General features: G+C 44.9%; 12 protein-coding genes and 2 tRNA genes. 13 read left to right on the top strand and 1 reads right to left on the bottom strand.

All coding sequences use genetic code 11. From position 1 onward, the window contains the following. The first annotated feature begins 31 nt into the window (after positions 1 to 31). The 13 genes from secG to L4C44_RS13985 all read left to right on the top strand — a co-directional run bounded on the left by secG (position 32) and on the right by L4C44_RS13985 (position 13,061). A complete protein-coding gene (gene secG / locus L4C44_RS14045) occupies positions 32 to 364 on the top strand; it encodes a preprotein translocase subunit SecG (protein ID WP_017059392.1) in 333 nt (110 codons plus the stop codon). Positions 365 to 380: 16 nt separating this feature from the next. Next, positions 381 to 465 (top strand) — tRNA-Leu (locus L4C44_RS14040). A gap of 53 nt (positions 466 to 518) precedes the next feature. Further along, positions 519 to 595 (top strand) — tRNA-Met (locus L4C44_RS14035). A 234-nt stretch (positions 596 to 829) separates the two neighbouring features. Then, positions 830 to 1,285 carry a ribosome maturation factor RimP gene (rimP, locus tag L4C44_RS14030; protein ID WP_004738265.1) on the top strand — a complete coding sequence of 152 codons (456 nt, stop codon included), beginning with the start codon at positions 830 to 832 and terminating at the stop codon, positions 1,283 to 1,285. Positions 1,286 to 1,320: 35 nt separating this feature from the next. Further along, the gene (gene nusA, locus L4C44_RS14025) at positions 1,321 to 2,808 is read left to right on the top strand and encodes a transcription termination factor NusA (RefSeq protein ID WP_017059230.1); all 1,488 of its coding nucleotides are present in this window, start codon (positions 1,321 to 1,323) and stop codon (positions 2,806 to 2,808) included. Between the two features lie 22 nt (positions 2,809 to 2,830). Then, positions 2,831 to 5,521 (top strand): translation initiation factor IF-2, encoded by a 2,691-nt coding sequence (gene infB, locus L4C44_RS14020; RefSeq protein WP_060982625.1) that lies wholly within the window; start codon positions 2,831 to 2,833, stop codon positions 5,519 to 5,521. A gap of 134 nt (positions 5,522 to 5,655) precedes the next feature. Further along, positions 5,656 to 6,069 carry a 30S ribosome-binding factor RbfA gene (rbfA, locus tag L4C44_RS14015; RefSeq protein WP_017065964.1) on the top strand — a complete coding sequence of 138 codons (414 nt, stop codon included), beginning with the start codon at positions 5,656 to 5,658 and terminating at the stop codon, positions 6,067 to 6,069. After that, a complete protein-coding gene (gene truB / locus L4C44_RS14010; protein ID WP_017059233.1) occupies positions 6,069 to 7,022 on the top strand; it encodes a tRNA pseudouridine(55) synthase TruB in 954 nt (317 codons plus the stop codon). Before rbfA ends, truB begins: the two co-directional genes overlap by 1 nt. A 218-nt stretch (positions 7,023 to 7,240) precedes the next feature. Further along, complete coding sequence (gene rpsO / locus L4C44_RS14005; RefSeq protein ID WP_010436144.1) at positions 7,241 to 7,510, top strand: 30S ribosomal protein S15; 270 nt, start codon at positions 7,241 to 7,243, stop codon at positions 7,508 to 7,510. Positions 7,511 to 7,888: 378 nt separating this feature from the next. Then, positions 7,889 to 10,009: a polyribonucleotide nucleotidyltransferase gene (pnp, locus tag L4C44_RS14000; RefSeq protein WP_060982624.1), complete on the top strand. Its 2,121-nt coding sequence runs from the start codon at positions 7,889 to 7,891 to the stop codon at positions 10,007 to 10,009. Positions 10,010 to 10,133: 124 nt separating this feature from the next. Next, the gene (gene nlpI, locus L4C44_RS13995) at positions 10,134 to 11,057 is read left to right on the top strand and encodes a lipoprotein NlpI (RefSeq protein ID WP_061018730.1); all 924 of its coding nucleotides are present in this window, start codon (positions 10,134 to 10,136) and stop codon (positions 11,055 to 11,057) included. Between the two features lie 169 nt (positions 11,058 to 11,226). Next, entirely contained in the window at positions 11,227 to 11,634 is a 408-nt protein-coding gene (locus L4C44_RS13990) for a MarR family winged helix-turn-helix transcriptional regulator (RefSeq protein WP_428805266.1), read from the top strand. An 89-nt stretch (positions 11,635 to 11,723) separates the two neighbouring features. Beyond that, positions 11,724 to 13,061, top strand: coding sequence for an MATE family efflux transporter (locus tag L4C44_RS13985; RefSeq protein ID WP_146490661.1), 1,338 nt, complete (start codon positions 11,724 to 11,726; stop codon positions 13,059 to 13,061). Positions 13,062 to 13,146: 85 nt separating this feature from the next. Here the strand turns inward: L4C44_RS13985 and L4C44_RS13980 are convergent, their stop codons facing one another. Continuing rightward, positions 13,147 to 14,025: a U32 family peptidase gene (locus L4C44_RS13980; RefSeq protein WP_017059237.1), complete on the bottom strand. Its 879-nt coding sequence runs from the start codon at positions 14,023 to 14,025 to the stop codon at positions 13,147 to 13,149. Between the last annotated feature and the right edge of the window lie 4 nt (positions 14,026 to 14,029).

Raw genomic sequence — 14,029 nt, 5'->3', positions numbered from 1 at the left:
TGGCTCAACAATTAGGAACATAGGTGGAAAAATGTTTACAGTTCTACTTGTGATTTACCTGTTGGCAGCGCTTGGTGTAATTGGCCTAGTGTTGATTCAACAAGGTAAAGGCGCAGATATGGGAGCCTCTTTCGGTGCTGGCGCTTCAAACACTGTGTTTGGTGCTGGTGGCTCAGGAAATTTCCTTACCCGAATGACTGCAATTTTTGCAACTACATTTTTTATCCTTAGCTTAGTGCTTGGTAATATGTCTACACATAAAACTGAGTCACAATGGATTGACCCGACTCAAGGTCAGGTAATTCAACAAGCTGATGATGCAGTGAGTGAAGTTCCGGCGCAAGGCGACGAAATTCCACAATAATCTGTAAAGATTTGATGCCGAGATGGTGAAATTGGTAGACACGCTAGCATGAGGTGCTAGTGCCTTAGGGTGTGAGGGTTCGAGTCCCTCTCTCGGCACCATGTTTACAAACTTGTAAAACATCTTGTTGGGCGTATAATGCTCACAAGTCGGACGCGGGATGGAGCAGTTTGGTAGCTCGTCGGGCTCATAACCCGAAGGTCGTCGGTTCAAATCCGGCTCCCGCAACCAATTTCAATGCTATTATATAGCTTGTATTGGTAGCAAGTTTGCACAGTGTGAACCTCACTGTGAGTTAAGTGTGATATCGAATGTGATGGCACTTAACATATAAGGGTCCAGCAACAAAAACCCCGGCTTATACGGGGTTTTTTGTTATCTAAGCATTTATAAATGCGTTTAGATAATGTTTGCTTGGAATTTAAATTGGGCTTTGAGCCCTTTTTTTGTTTCTGGAGTGGTTAAATGACTGGTTTAGAAAGACAACTTACTGAAATGCTTGACGCTCCAGTAGCAGCATCAGGTTATGAGTTAGTTGGATTAGAATTTATTCGTGCTGGTGAGCACTCAACGCTACGTATTTACATCGATTCACCGAATGGTATCAATGTAGATGATTGCGCTGAAGTTAGTCACCAAGTAAGTGCCGTAATGGACGTTGAAGATCCAATTTCAGTGGCTTATAACCTTGAAGTGTCTTCACCAGGTTTAGAGAGACCACTGTTCAAAGCAGAGCATTACCAACAATTTATTGGTCACGAGGTAAGCATCGTTTTGAAAATGGCTGTCGGCAACCGTCGTAAATGGAAAGGTGATATCCAATCTATCGAAGGCGAGACAGTGAAAGTATTGGTTGAAGGACAAGAAGAAGAGTTCGTCCTGAGCAATATTGCGAAAGCTAACCTGATCCCTAAATTTTAGTTCTCCTAGAGAGAAGAGCTTAAGAGGCTAGATTAATGAACAAAGAAATTTTGGCGGTAGTAGAAGCTGTTTCTAATGAGAAAGCAGTTCCTCGTGAGCGTATTTTTGAAGCGCTTGAAATCGCGCTTGCAACGGCAACAAAAAAGAAAAGCGAACTAGAAATTGAAGTTCGTGTTGAAATCGATCGTAAAACGGGTGATTTCGAAACTTTCCGTCGTTGGGAAGCTGTTGAGGAAGTTGAATTCCCAACAAAAGAAATCTCTATTGAAGCTGCAAAGTACGATGATCCAGAGATCGAACTTGGCGGTTTCATTGAAGATGACATCGAATCAGTAACGTTTGACCGTATTACGACTCAAACGGCTAAGCAAGTAATCGTACAGAAAGTACGTGAAGCTGAACGCGCTCAAATCGTTGAACAGTTCATCGACAACGAAGGCGAGCTAGTAACTGGCGCAGTTAAGAAAGTTAACCGTGACACTATTATTCTTGACCTAGGTAACAACGCTGAAGCGGTAATCCTTCGTGATGACCAACTTCCTCGTGAAAACTTCCGTCCAGGTGACCGTGTTCGTGGTCTTCTTTACGCAGTTAAACCAGAAGCTCGTGGTTTCCAGCTTTTCGTTACTCGTTCGAAGCCAGAAATGCTAGCTGAACTATTCCGTGTTGAAGTGCCTGAGATTGGTGAAGAGCTAATTGAACTTAAAGGTGCTGCACGTGACGCTGGTTCTCGTGCTAAAATCGCAGTGAAAACAAACGACAAACGTATTGACCCAGTTGGTGCGTGTGTTGGTATGCGTGGCGCACGTGTACAAGCTGTTTCTAACGATCTTGGCGGTGAGCGTATTGATATCGTTCTTTGGGACGATAACCCGGCTCAATTCGTAATCAACGCAATGGCTCCTGCTGATGTTGCTTCAATCATCGTTGATGAAGACGCACACTCTATGGATATCGCTGTTGAAGCGGATAACCTAGCACAAGCAATTGGCCGTAGCGGTCAAAACGTACGTCTAGCTTCTCAACTGACTGGTTGGGAACTGAACGTAATGACTGTTGCTGACCTAGAGAAGAAGCACCAAGAAGAAGCAGTAGCTTCTATTGAAAACTTCATGAAGCACCTAGACATTGAAGAAGACTTTGCTCAAATGCTTGTTGAAGAAGGCTTCTCTACACTTGAAGAAGTAGCATATGTTCCTGTAAACGAGCTTCTTGAAGTCGACGGTCTAGACGAAGGTATCGTTGAAGAACTACGTAACCGCGCAAAAGACGCGCTGACTACTCTAGCGCTAGCGAAAGAAGAAACTTTCGACGGTGTTGAGCCTGCTGAAGACTTACTTGCACTTGAAGGTCTTGAGCGTGAAATGGCTTACAAGCTAGCAGCAAAAGGCGTTGCGACATTGGAAGACCTAGCTGACCAAGGCGTTGATGAACTAGAAGGCATCGAAGACCTAACTGCAGAGCGTGCAGGCGAGCTAATTATGGCTGCGCGTAACATCTGTTGGTTCGGCGACGAAGAATAATTCAGCAAGGAGAGAAAGCGGTATGACACAATTAACAGTTAAAGCACTGAGTGAAGAGATTGGTACGCCAGTTGACCGCTTAATTGAACAACTTGCTGATGCAGGCATGAAGAAATCAGGGTCGGATCAAGTGACTGATTCAGAGAAGCAAACATTGCTAACGCACCTTAAAAAGGAGCACGGCGATACTTCTGGTGAAACAGAACCGACTCGTTTAACTCTTCAACGCAAGACCCGCAGCACGCTAAGTGTTGCCGCTGGAGGCGGTAAGAGTAAGGATGTTCAAGTAGAGGTACGTAAAAAGCGTACTTACGTGAAGCGCAGCACTATTGAAGATGAAGCGAAACGTGAAGCTGAGGAAGTAGCTAATCGTGAAGCGGAAGAGAAAGCACAACGCGATGCTGAAGAGCAAGCGAAACGTGATGCTGCAGAGAAAGCACAGCGCGAAGCCGAAGAAAAAGTAACACGTGAAGCGGATGCAAAACGTGAAGCTGAAGAGAAGGCTCAACGCGCACAAGCTGAAAAGGCTAAAAAAGACATGAATTCAAAAAATGCAGACGCTAACGCACAAGCGAAAAAAGAAGCGGATGAACTTAAAGCTCGTCAAGAGCAAGAAGCAACTCGTAAAGCAGAAGCTGAAGCAGCTAAGCTTGTTGAAGAAGCTCGTAAGTTAGCAGAAGAGAACCAAGAACGTTGGTCTGAAGAAGAGAAGAAGAAGAAAGAGCAAGAGAAATCTGCGGATTACCATGTGACTACTTCTACTTATGCTCGTGAAGCTGAAGATGCGGCAGATAAGAAAGATGAGAAAGCACCTCGTCGTCGCAAGAAGAAAGCAGCTCCTGCTAACCAACCTGCAAACAACCGTGGTGGTCGTAACCAACGTGGTCGTGGCGGTAAAGGTAAGCTTGCTAAACCAACTTCAATGCAGCAAGGCTTCGATAAGTCAGCGACTGTTGCTAAATCTGACGTTGCTATCGGCGAAACTATCGTTGTTTCTGAACTGGCGAGCAAAATGTCAGTTAAAGCAACTGAAGTTATCAAAGTAATGATGAAGATGGGCGCTATGGCGACTATCAACCAAGTGATCGACCAAGAAACAGCACAACTTGTTGCTGAAGAAATGGGTCACAAGGTAATCCTACGTAAAGAAAACGAACTTGAAGAAGCAGTACTAGCTGACCGTGATAGCGATGCTATCGCTGAAGGTCGTGCTCCTGTTGTTACTATCATGGGTCACGTTGACCACGGTAAAACTTCAACACTTGATTACATTCGTAAAGCACACGTTGCTTCTGGCGAAGCTGGCGGTATCACGCAGCACATTGGTGCTTACCACGTAGATACTGACAACGGCATGATCACTTTCCTTGATACTCCTGGACACGCGGCGTTTACAGCTATGCGTGCTCGTGGTGCTCAAGCGACAGATATCGTTGTACTTGTAGTTGCAGCAGACGATGGCGTAATGCCACAAACAATCGAAGCAATCCAGCACGCGAAAGCGGCAGGCGTTCCTTTGATTGTTGCTGTGAACAAGATCGATAAAGAGGGTGCAAACCCAGACAACGTTAAAAATGAGCTAGCTCAATACGACGTTATCCCTGAAGAATGGGGCGGCGAGAACATCTTCGTTCACATCTCTGCAAAACAGGGTACAAACATCGATGGTCTTCTAGAAGCAATCCTTCTTCAGTCTGAAGTTCTTGAGCTTACAGCGGTTAAAGAAGGCATGGCGTCTGGTGTTGTTGTTGAATCTCGTCTTGATAAAGGTCGCGGTCCAGTTGCAACAGTACTAGTACAGTCTGGTACTCTAAACAAAGGCGACATCGTTCTTTGTGGTCAAGAGTACGGCCGTGTTCGTGCAATGCGCGATGAGAACGGCAGAGACATCGAAACTGCAGGTCCATCTATCCCTGTAGAAATTCTCGGTCTTTCTGGCGTACCGGCATCAGGTGACGAAGCGACTGTTGTACGTGATGAGCGTAAAGCACGTGAAGTTGCGAACTACCGTCAAGGTAAATTCCGTGATGTTAAACTAGCTCGCCAACAAAAAGCGAAACTAGAGAACATGTTCGCGAACATGACGGCTGGCGAAGTTGCTGAGCTTAACGTTGTACTTAAAGCTGACGTTCAAGGTTCTGTAGAAGCGATTGCTGACTCTCTACTGAAACTGTCAACTGACGAAGTTAAAGTGAACATCGTAGGTTCTGGTGTTGGTGGTATTACTGAAACTGATGCAACTCTTGCAGCAGCTTCTAACGCTATCATCCTTGGTTTCAACGTTCGTGCTGACGCAACTGCGCGTAACACGGTTCAGAACGAAAACCTAGATCTACGTTACTACTCAATCATTTACCAATTGATTGACGAAGTTAAACAGGCGATGGGCGGTATGCTTGCTCCTGAATTCCGTCAAGAGATCATTGGTCTTGCACAAGTTCGTGACGTATTTAAGTCGCCTAAACTTGGTGCAATCGCTGGTTGTATCGTTACTGAAGGTACGATTAAGCGTAGCAACCCAATCCGTGTACTTCGTGAAAACGTTGTTATCTACGAAGGTGAACTAGAGTCACTTCGTCGCTTTAAAGATGACGTTCAAGAAGTTAAGAACGGTTACGAGTGTGGTGTCGGCGTTAAGAACTACAACGACGTTCGCGTTGGTGACCAGATCGAAGTATTCGAAATCGTTGAGGTTAAACGTACTCTAGACTAATCAGTCTGTACGACTCGACATATTGACTAAGGTTACTAACATTACTAGTAAAGGTAATAAGTAATCGGTTGTTGAATACACCATGGGGGGCTGGTAATTACCAAGCCCCCCATCTTTCTAAGTGAGAAAAGAAAATGTCAAAAGAATTTAGCCGCACACAACGTGTGTCTCAGCAGCTTCAAAAAGAGCTTGCTCTTATCCTACAACGTGAAGTTCGTGACTCACGTATTGGTATGGTAACTATCTCAGACGTAGAAGTGTCTCGTGACCTTGCATACGCAAAAGTGTTCGTGACTTTTCTATGTGTTGGTGAGCAAACACCTGAATCATGCCTTAAAGCTCTTAAAGAGCATGAAGTGCCAGTTCGTATGGCTCTTGGTAAGCGTATTCGCCACCGCCTAACGCCTGAAGTTCGTTTTACTTATGACAACACACTAGTAGAAGGTATGCGTATGTCTAACCTAGTAAGTGAAGTTCTGAATGACGACAAGCGTAAGCAAGAAGAAGCTGGCCGCACTGACGAAACTCAGTCTAAGGGCGAAGAGTAATGGCTCGCCGTCGTAAAGGTCGCCCTATCAACGGGGTAATTCTATTAGATAAGCCGACTGGCATTTCGTCTAATGATGCACTGCAAAAAGTAAAGCGTATTTACTTTGCAGAGAAGGCAGGGCACACCGGTGCTCTGGATCCTCTTGCGACTGGCATGCTGCCAATTTGTCTTGGTGAAGCAACGAAGTTCTCTCAGTTTCTTTTAGATTCTGATAAGCGCTACGTTGTTATTGCTAAGCTTGGTGAGCGTACCAATACCTCTGACTCTGATGGTGAAGTGGTTGAGACGCGTGATGTTAACGTGACCCAAGAACAGCTTGAGCGTTGCATTGCGAGCTTCAAGGGTGAAACCGATCAGATACCATCAATGTTTTCGGCATTGAAGTATCAAGGTAAGCCTTTGTACGAATACGCACGTGCAGGTATCGAGGTTCCTCGTGAGTCTCGTAAGATTACAGTGTACTCTATTGAACTGCTTCGCTTTGAAGGTGATGAAGTTGAAATGGAAGTGCATTGTTCGAAAGGTACTTACATCCGCACAATTACCGACGATCTTGGTGAAATGCTAGGTTGTGGTGCTCACGTGACCATGCTTCGTCGTACAGGTGTAGCGAAGTACCCATATGAGCGTATGGTGACTTTGGAGCAGTTAAACGAGATCCTAGAGCAAGCACAGGCGCAAGAAATTGCACCGAAAGAGCTGCTTGATCCACTGTTGATGCCAATGGACACTGCCGTTGAAGATTTACCAGAAGTAAACCTGAACGCGGAACTGACTGACCTAGTTCAGCACGGTATGCCAGTTCAAGTTGCTGGTGCGCCAACTGAAGGTACGGTTCGTATGACAAGTGGCGAAGAGAAGCTGTTTGTCGGCGTTGCTCAGATTGCTGAAGATGGCCGAGTTGCACCGAAGCGTTTGGTTGTTTTCAGAGATGAAGAGCCACAAGCGTAGCGCTGAAACCGAATTAGGTATTAGTGTTTAGCCTTGAAAAGCGAGCAAATAAGACAGAAAGCGAACGCCTAATTTAGGTGGTTCGCTTTTTTCGTTTTTAATGGGTTCGATTGTTATTGCACCAACTGACAAACTTCCCTATAATCCTCGGCTCGCGTAGCGGCTGAATCAGAGATTGGCTGCTACAAATATAAACTTACTCTTATCAGGAGAGAATTATGTCTCTGAATGCAGAAACTAAAGCAGCAATCGTTGCAGAATACGCACAATCTGAAGGCGACACAGGTTCACCAGAAGTACAAGTAGCACTACTTACTGCTTCTATCAACCACCTACAAGGTCACTTCAAAGCGCACAAACACGATCACCACAGCCGTCGTGGTCTACTACGTATGGTTTCTAGCCGTCGTAAGCTTCTTGATTACTTGAAAGGCAAAAACCTTGCTCGTTACCAAGACCTAATCAAGCGTCTAGGCCTACGTCGCTAATAGCGATGTCTGCAAAGACAGTTTGAAGAAAAGGAGCATTTATGCTCCTTTTTTTGTGCTTGTAAGAAAATGCTAGGCCGGATGCTCAGAATATCATCTGGCTTTTTCTGATAGGAAATATCTCTCCTAATAAAAATAGTTTATACTACGCCCGCCTATAGCGTTTTCAACGTTTGGCAATCAACCTCTCAAGAGATTACAGTCACAGATGTCGGCCAATAGGTCGCGACTATTCAAAGGCGGATTTGGTCTTAATTCGGCGTATGAACTCATACAAAGAGTCACTATTCTAAGTCCCTTTTCACTAGTCGCGATTGGTAATATCTTGAGTCATTATTCACTTAATCTAAAGTCTGACTTTAGAGCTAAGGATATACAATGTTTGAAAAACCAGTTGTAAAATCGTTCCAGTACGGTAACCACACCGTTACTCTAGAAACGGGCGTAATTGCACGTCAAGCTACTGCTGCTGTAATGGCGACTATGGACGATACATCAGTATTCGTTTCTGTTGTTGCTAAGAAAGAAGCAGTTGCAGGTCAAGACTTCTTCCCTCTAACAGTTAACTACCAAGAGCGTACATACGCTGCGGGTAAAATCCCTGGTGGCTTCTTCAAGCGTGAAGGTCGTCCATCTGAAGGCGAAACACTAACAGCTCGTCTGATTGACCGTCCAATTCGTCCACTTTTCCCAAGTGCGTTTAAAAACGAAGTTCAAGTTATCGCTACGGTTGTTTCTATCAACCCTGACGTAAACCCAGACATGATCACTATGATCGCAACGTCTGCTGCGCTTGCTATCTCTGGTGCTCCATTCAATGGTCCTATCGGTGCTGCACGTGTTGGTCACATCGACGGCGAACTTGTTCTTAACCCATCAAATACTGAGCTTGAAAACTCTAAACTAGACCTAGTTGTGTCTGGTACAGAAGGCGCAGTACTAATGGTTGAATCTGAAGCAGATAACCTATCTGAAGAAGAAATGCTTTCAGCTGTTGTTTACGGTCACGACCAACAACAAGTTGTAATCAAAGCAATCAATGAGTTTGCTGCTGAAGTAGCAACTCCAGCTTGGAACTGGGAAGCGCCAGCAGTTAACACTGAGCTTAAAGCTCAAGTTGCTGAACTTGCTGAAACACGTCTATCTGACGCGTACCAGATCACTGAGAAAATGGCTCGTTACGAGCAAGTTGGCGCAATCAAGAACGACGTTGTTGAAGCTCTAATTGCACAAGACGAAAACCTAGATGAGCGCGAAATCCGCGGCATGCTTGGTTCTCTAGAGAAAAACGTAGTACGTAGCCGCATCATCGCTGGCAACCCACGTATCGACGGTCGTGAAAAAGACATGGTTCGTGCGCTAGACGTACGTACTGGTGTTCTTCCACGTACACACGGTTCTTCTCTATTCACTCGTGGTGAAACTCAAGCACTTGTTACTGCAACGCTTGGTACACAACGTGATGCTCAAATCATCGACAGCCTAATGGGTGAGAAGAAAGACAACTTCCTTCTACACTACAACTTCCCTCCATACTGTGTAGGTGAAACTGGTTTCGTTGGTTCACCTAAGCGTCGTGAAATTGGTCACGGTAAGCTTGCTAAACGTGGTATCCAAGCAGTAATGCCTTCTGTTGAAGAATTCCCATACACAGTTCGTGTTGTATCGGAAATCACTGAATCTAACGGTTCTTCTTCAATGGCTTCTGTATGTGGTACATCTCTAGCGCTTATGGATGCTGGTGTTCCAATCAAAGCTTCTGTTGCGGGTATCGCAATGGGTCTTGTTAAAGAAGGCGACGATTTCGTTGTTCTTTCTGACATCCTTGGCGACGAAGATCACCTAGGTGACATGGACTTTAAAGTAGCAGGTACTAACGCTGGTATCACTGCACTTCAAATGGACATCAAGATCGAAGGTATCACTAAAGAGATCATGCAAATTGCACTTAACCAAGCGCAAGGTGCACGTAAGCACATCCTTTCTGTAATGGATGAAGCTATCTCTGGTGCTCGTGAAGATATCTCTGAATTCGCTCCACGTATCCACACAATGAAAATCAGCTCTGATAAGATCAAAGATGTTATCGGTAAAGGCGGCGCAGTTATCCGTGCTCTTTGTGAAGAAACTGGTACTACAATCGAAATCGAAGATGATGGCACAATCAAGATTGCTGCTACTGAAGGCGCTGCTGCTAAAGAAGCAATCCGTCGTATCGAAGAGATCACAGCTGAAGTTGAAGTTGGTCGCATTTACCAAGGTAAAGTTGCTCGTCTAGCTGACTTCGGTGCATTCGTAACTATTCTTCCAGGTAAAGATGGTCTAGTACACATCTCTCAAATCGCTGACAAGCGCGTTGAGAAAGTGTCTGATTACCTAACTGAAGGTCAAGAAGTACCAGTTAAGGTTCTTGAAATTGACCGTCAAGGCCGTGTACGTCTAAGCATGAAAGAAGCAGTTGAAACGCCAGCTGAAGGCGAAGCACCTGCAGCTGAGTAATTCTCAGTGTGTCGATGGTGATATCGCTTTTTAGTGATTTCTAACCCATCGTCAACAAAGCATGTTATAAAGGGGAGCATATCGCTCCCCTTTTTTATTGCGGTCATAACAGGAGTAATTATTTGTGAAATGGTTTCAAACCGCGAGTATGTGTTTACTGCTTGTACTAACAGGTTGTGCGACAACATCAGATAACACCTCACGTTGGGTTTATCCACCGATGGCTGTGCCACTGCAACCAAGCGTTCAGCAAGAAGTTCAAATTGCACGTCTTAGTCAGCTATTACAGCGCCCAGATTTGAACGATGAAGTTCGAGCTAAGATGCTGTTTGAACGTGGTAATTACTACGACAGTGTTGGCCTGCGTGATCTAGCGCGTCTCGACTTCAACCAATCTCTTTCATTGAACCCTGCTCAACCTGATATCTTCAACCTTTTGGGTGTTTACTTTACGCAGGTAGGGGAGTTTGATGCGGCTTATGAATCTTTTGATTCTACGTTAGAGCTTGATCCTGCAAACTCTTACGCAGAAAGAAACCGCTCTATCGCGCTTTATTATGGCGAGCGTTACGACTTAGCTAACGAAGAAATGATGAAGCACTACGCCGATGATCCTAGCGATCCGTTTCGTGCTCTGTGGTTGTACATCATTCAGCATGAGCTCACGCCAGAGCAAGCTAAGCTTGATTTACAAAAACGTTACGAGAGCCGTGATGAGCAGTGGGGCTGGGTATTAGTCGCGATTATGCTTGATGACATTACTGAAGAGCAGGCTTTCAAGGCGATTTTAACCGGTACTCGTGATAACACTTTACTTGCGCAGCGCCTAACAGAGACATACTTTTACCTTGCTAAGCGTTACCACATGAATGGTGACTACGCGAATGCGATCTCTTTATACAAGTTGTCAGTGTCTTTCAACGTGTATGAATATGTGGAGCACCGCTACTCTTTCTTAGAGCTAAGTCGTATCTTCACTACGCTTAAAGCCGAGCACTTAGCGCAAGTTAAGTTGGCTGAGGCCGAAGAAGAAGCTAACGCTAAGTAAGCTATACACCTTGATTCCGTAAAGCCGCTGCCTGTCAGCGGCTTTTTTATGCTTCTTTTTATGCTCTTTTTTTATAAACAGGGGGGGCTCATTTTTGATTGCTTTTAATTTAAACAATACTAAAATAGTTAGCCTTGCTAACTAAATGTTGTTCTTTGATTGGATGAATATGCTGAACCAGAATTTAGAAAAGATTGAGCGCTTCGCCTCTAAGATATGGCGAACTCAGGTAAATGAAGAGCCTATTTGTCAATTGAGCTTCAATGAGTATGACTATTTGAAGGTTATTCAAGCATCTCCTGAACCGATCCGATTAACTGATCTTGCGATTGAGATGCAAGTCACCAAGCCTTCAGCGACCACTATGGTTCAGAGGCTTGAGAGAAAGGGCCTTGTTGAACGTAAAGCTTCGCTCGAAGATGCGAGATCTAAGCTAGTAGTACTGACCAATAAAGCAGAAATGGGTTTGGAAGAAGAAAGTAAGATCTATCAGGTTATGGCACAGATACTGGAAAGTCGTTTGTCTGAGCAAGAGTCTCAACAACTAAATCTATTATTAAATAAGGCTTTGAAGTAAATAATTTAGATATTTAGTTAGCTTTGTTAACTAATTTTTCGAGTCATATCTTATTGATATGCGACTCACAAATGAAAGTAGAGTAAAAAATGAGTAACTCAATTAGTCGCCAGTTTTGGCGATACACAATCCCTACCGTGGCAGCCATGTTGGTTAATGGCCTGTATCAAGTGGTGGATGGCATCTTCATTGGCCGCTATGTGGGAGCTGATGGGCTTGCAGGTATCAATGTTGCGTGGCCTGTGATTGGTTCGATTCTCGGTATTGGTATGTTAGTGGGGGTGGGTACAGGTGCGCTGGTCTCTATTCGCCAAGGTGAAAAAGATACTCAAGGCGCTAAGCAGATCTTAGCAACGGGTTTAACCTTGCTGTTAGCGATCACGCCTATTGTTTCGGCATTGCTGTTTTTGTTTGCTGATAACTTCTTGCTTTGGCAGGGTGCTGAAGGGCGAGTGTACGAGCTTGGTCTGCAATACTTACACATTCTGATTGGTGCCGGTGTCTTCACGCTAGGTTCGATCGCGATGCCGTTTTTACTGCGCAATGATGACAGCCCTAATCTCGCCACCATATTGATGATCGTTGGTGCGGTAATTAACATCGTACTCGATTACCTGTTTATCGCCCTCTATGGTTGGGAGTTGATGGGCGCGGCATTAGCAACAGCGATTGCCCAGTTTGTGGTAACGGGTCTTGGCTTGGCTTACTTCTTCTCACGTCGAGCAAACCTACGTTTACGTTGGAATGAGTTGAGACTGAAGCTCGATGTGATTCCACAAATCTTCGCCATTGGTACATCAAGCTTCTTTATGTACGCTTATGGTTCGATGATGGTGGCGCTGCACAATGCGTTGTTCTCCCAATATGGCGATCAGTTGATGATTGGCGCTTACGCGATTTTGGGTTACATCGTGACGGTTTATTATCTCACAGCTGAAGGTATCGCCAACGGTATGCAACCTTTGGTGAGTTACAACCATGGCGCGCGTAACCAAGCGAATATCCGTAAGCTACTTAAGATTGCGATGATGAGTTCGGTATTGATTGGTGTGGCGTTCGTGTTGCTTCTGAACGCGTTCCCACGGGAGTTTGTATCAGTATTTAACTCAGACGAACCTCAGCTAGTTGAGTACACCGTGTTGGGTATTCGACTTCACATGTTTGCACTGGCGCTGGATGGCTTCTTGGTAGTAGCAGGAGCTTACTATCAAGCAGTGAACAAGGGCAGCAAAGCGATGTTTGTGACGATAGGTAATATGCTTATCCAACTACCTTTCTTGTACATTATGCCTAAGTTGTATGGTGTGCCGGGGATCTGGATTGCGTACCCACTGTCTAACATCGCGCTAAGTGTGGTGGTGATGGTAATGCTCTACAAAGACCTAAAGAAGCTCGATGCCTCGCCGATGGAAACAGCGACGGCATAGGTTGTGTTTCTTAAGTCGAATTAGAAAGGTCTAGCGAATGCTAGACCTTTTTTGTATCTGTTGCTGGTTAGTCCAATGCGAAGAACTAAATGTTCTTAACGTCTAAACCTGCAAGCTGATGCCAGTAACCATTACATTGGCGGCTTTCAATCTTCATCGGTTTTTGACCTTGCTCGTTTGCTCTGAAATTATTGATTTCAGAGAAGGTATCGATACCGAGTGGGCTTAAACGAACCACATCAACTAGGTCGTGCATGTTTGGCAAATCATTGACTAGGTTGTAGCAGTAGCCTGATTGTGTCTGGATACCATTAAGGTTGAATACTGATTGGCCTTCTTGGCTTTCTACTTGTAGCCCTGTTGGGTACTTGATACAGCATGTTTCGCAATCGTCTTTAGCTTTGTTTTCTGCGCGAGCTGTAAAGCAGCGAGCCGAGTAAGCAAGCGGTAGATAGCCGTGGCTAAATACTTCTACTTCGAATTTGTTGCGGATGTTCAGCTCTTCGCACTGTGTCATTACGTTGCTTAGCCATTCGCGAGAAAGCTCAACCGGCATACACCAACGCGTCATACCTTGTTTCAAGAACAGGTTCAGTGTGCGTGCGTTATATGTGTTTACTGCAGGGCCGACCACGAAAGGTACTTTGCTTTCGCTAGCTAGTTGAATTGCAGATACATCATTGGCTTCGATCGCAAAGTCACCATTATCGATGTACTTCTTCATGATGTTGACTTCGCTTGGCGCTTCTAGCAATGCCATGGTCGAGAGTACAACTTGCTTACCGGAAGCAGACAGCTCTTTAGCAATGTCCATCCAGTGTTTCGCTTTCATCTCTCGACGCTTTGAACATACAGCTTCACCTAGGTAGATGATGTCAGCAGAGCTTGATTTCGCTTGCTCATAGAAGCTTTCAACGTCTTGTTTTGGCCAAAAATAAAGTAGAGGGCCTAATGCGTATTTCATTGAG

This window comes from Vibrio satsumensis (genome assembly GCF_050337435.1).
In the GTDB taxonomy this organism is placed as follows: domain Bacteria; phylum Pseudomonadota; class Gammaproteobacteria; order Enterobacterales; family Vibrionaceae; genus Vibrio; species Vibrio satsumensis.
This window is presented reverse-complemented; position numbering and strand designations above follow the sequence as displayed.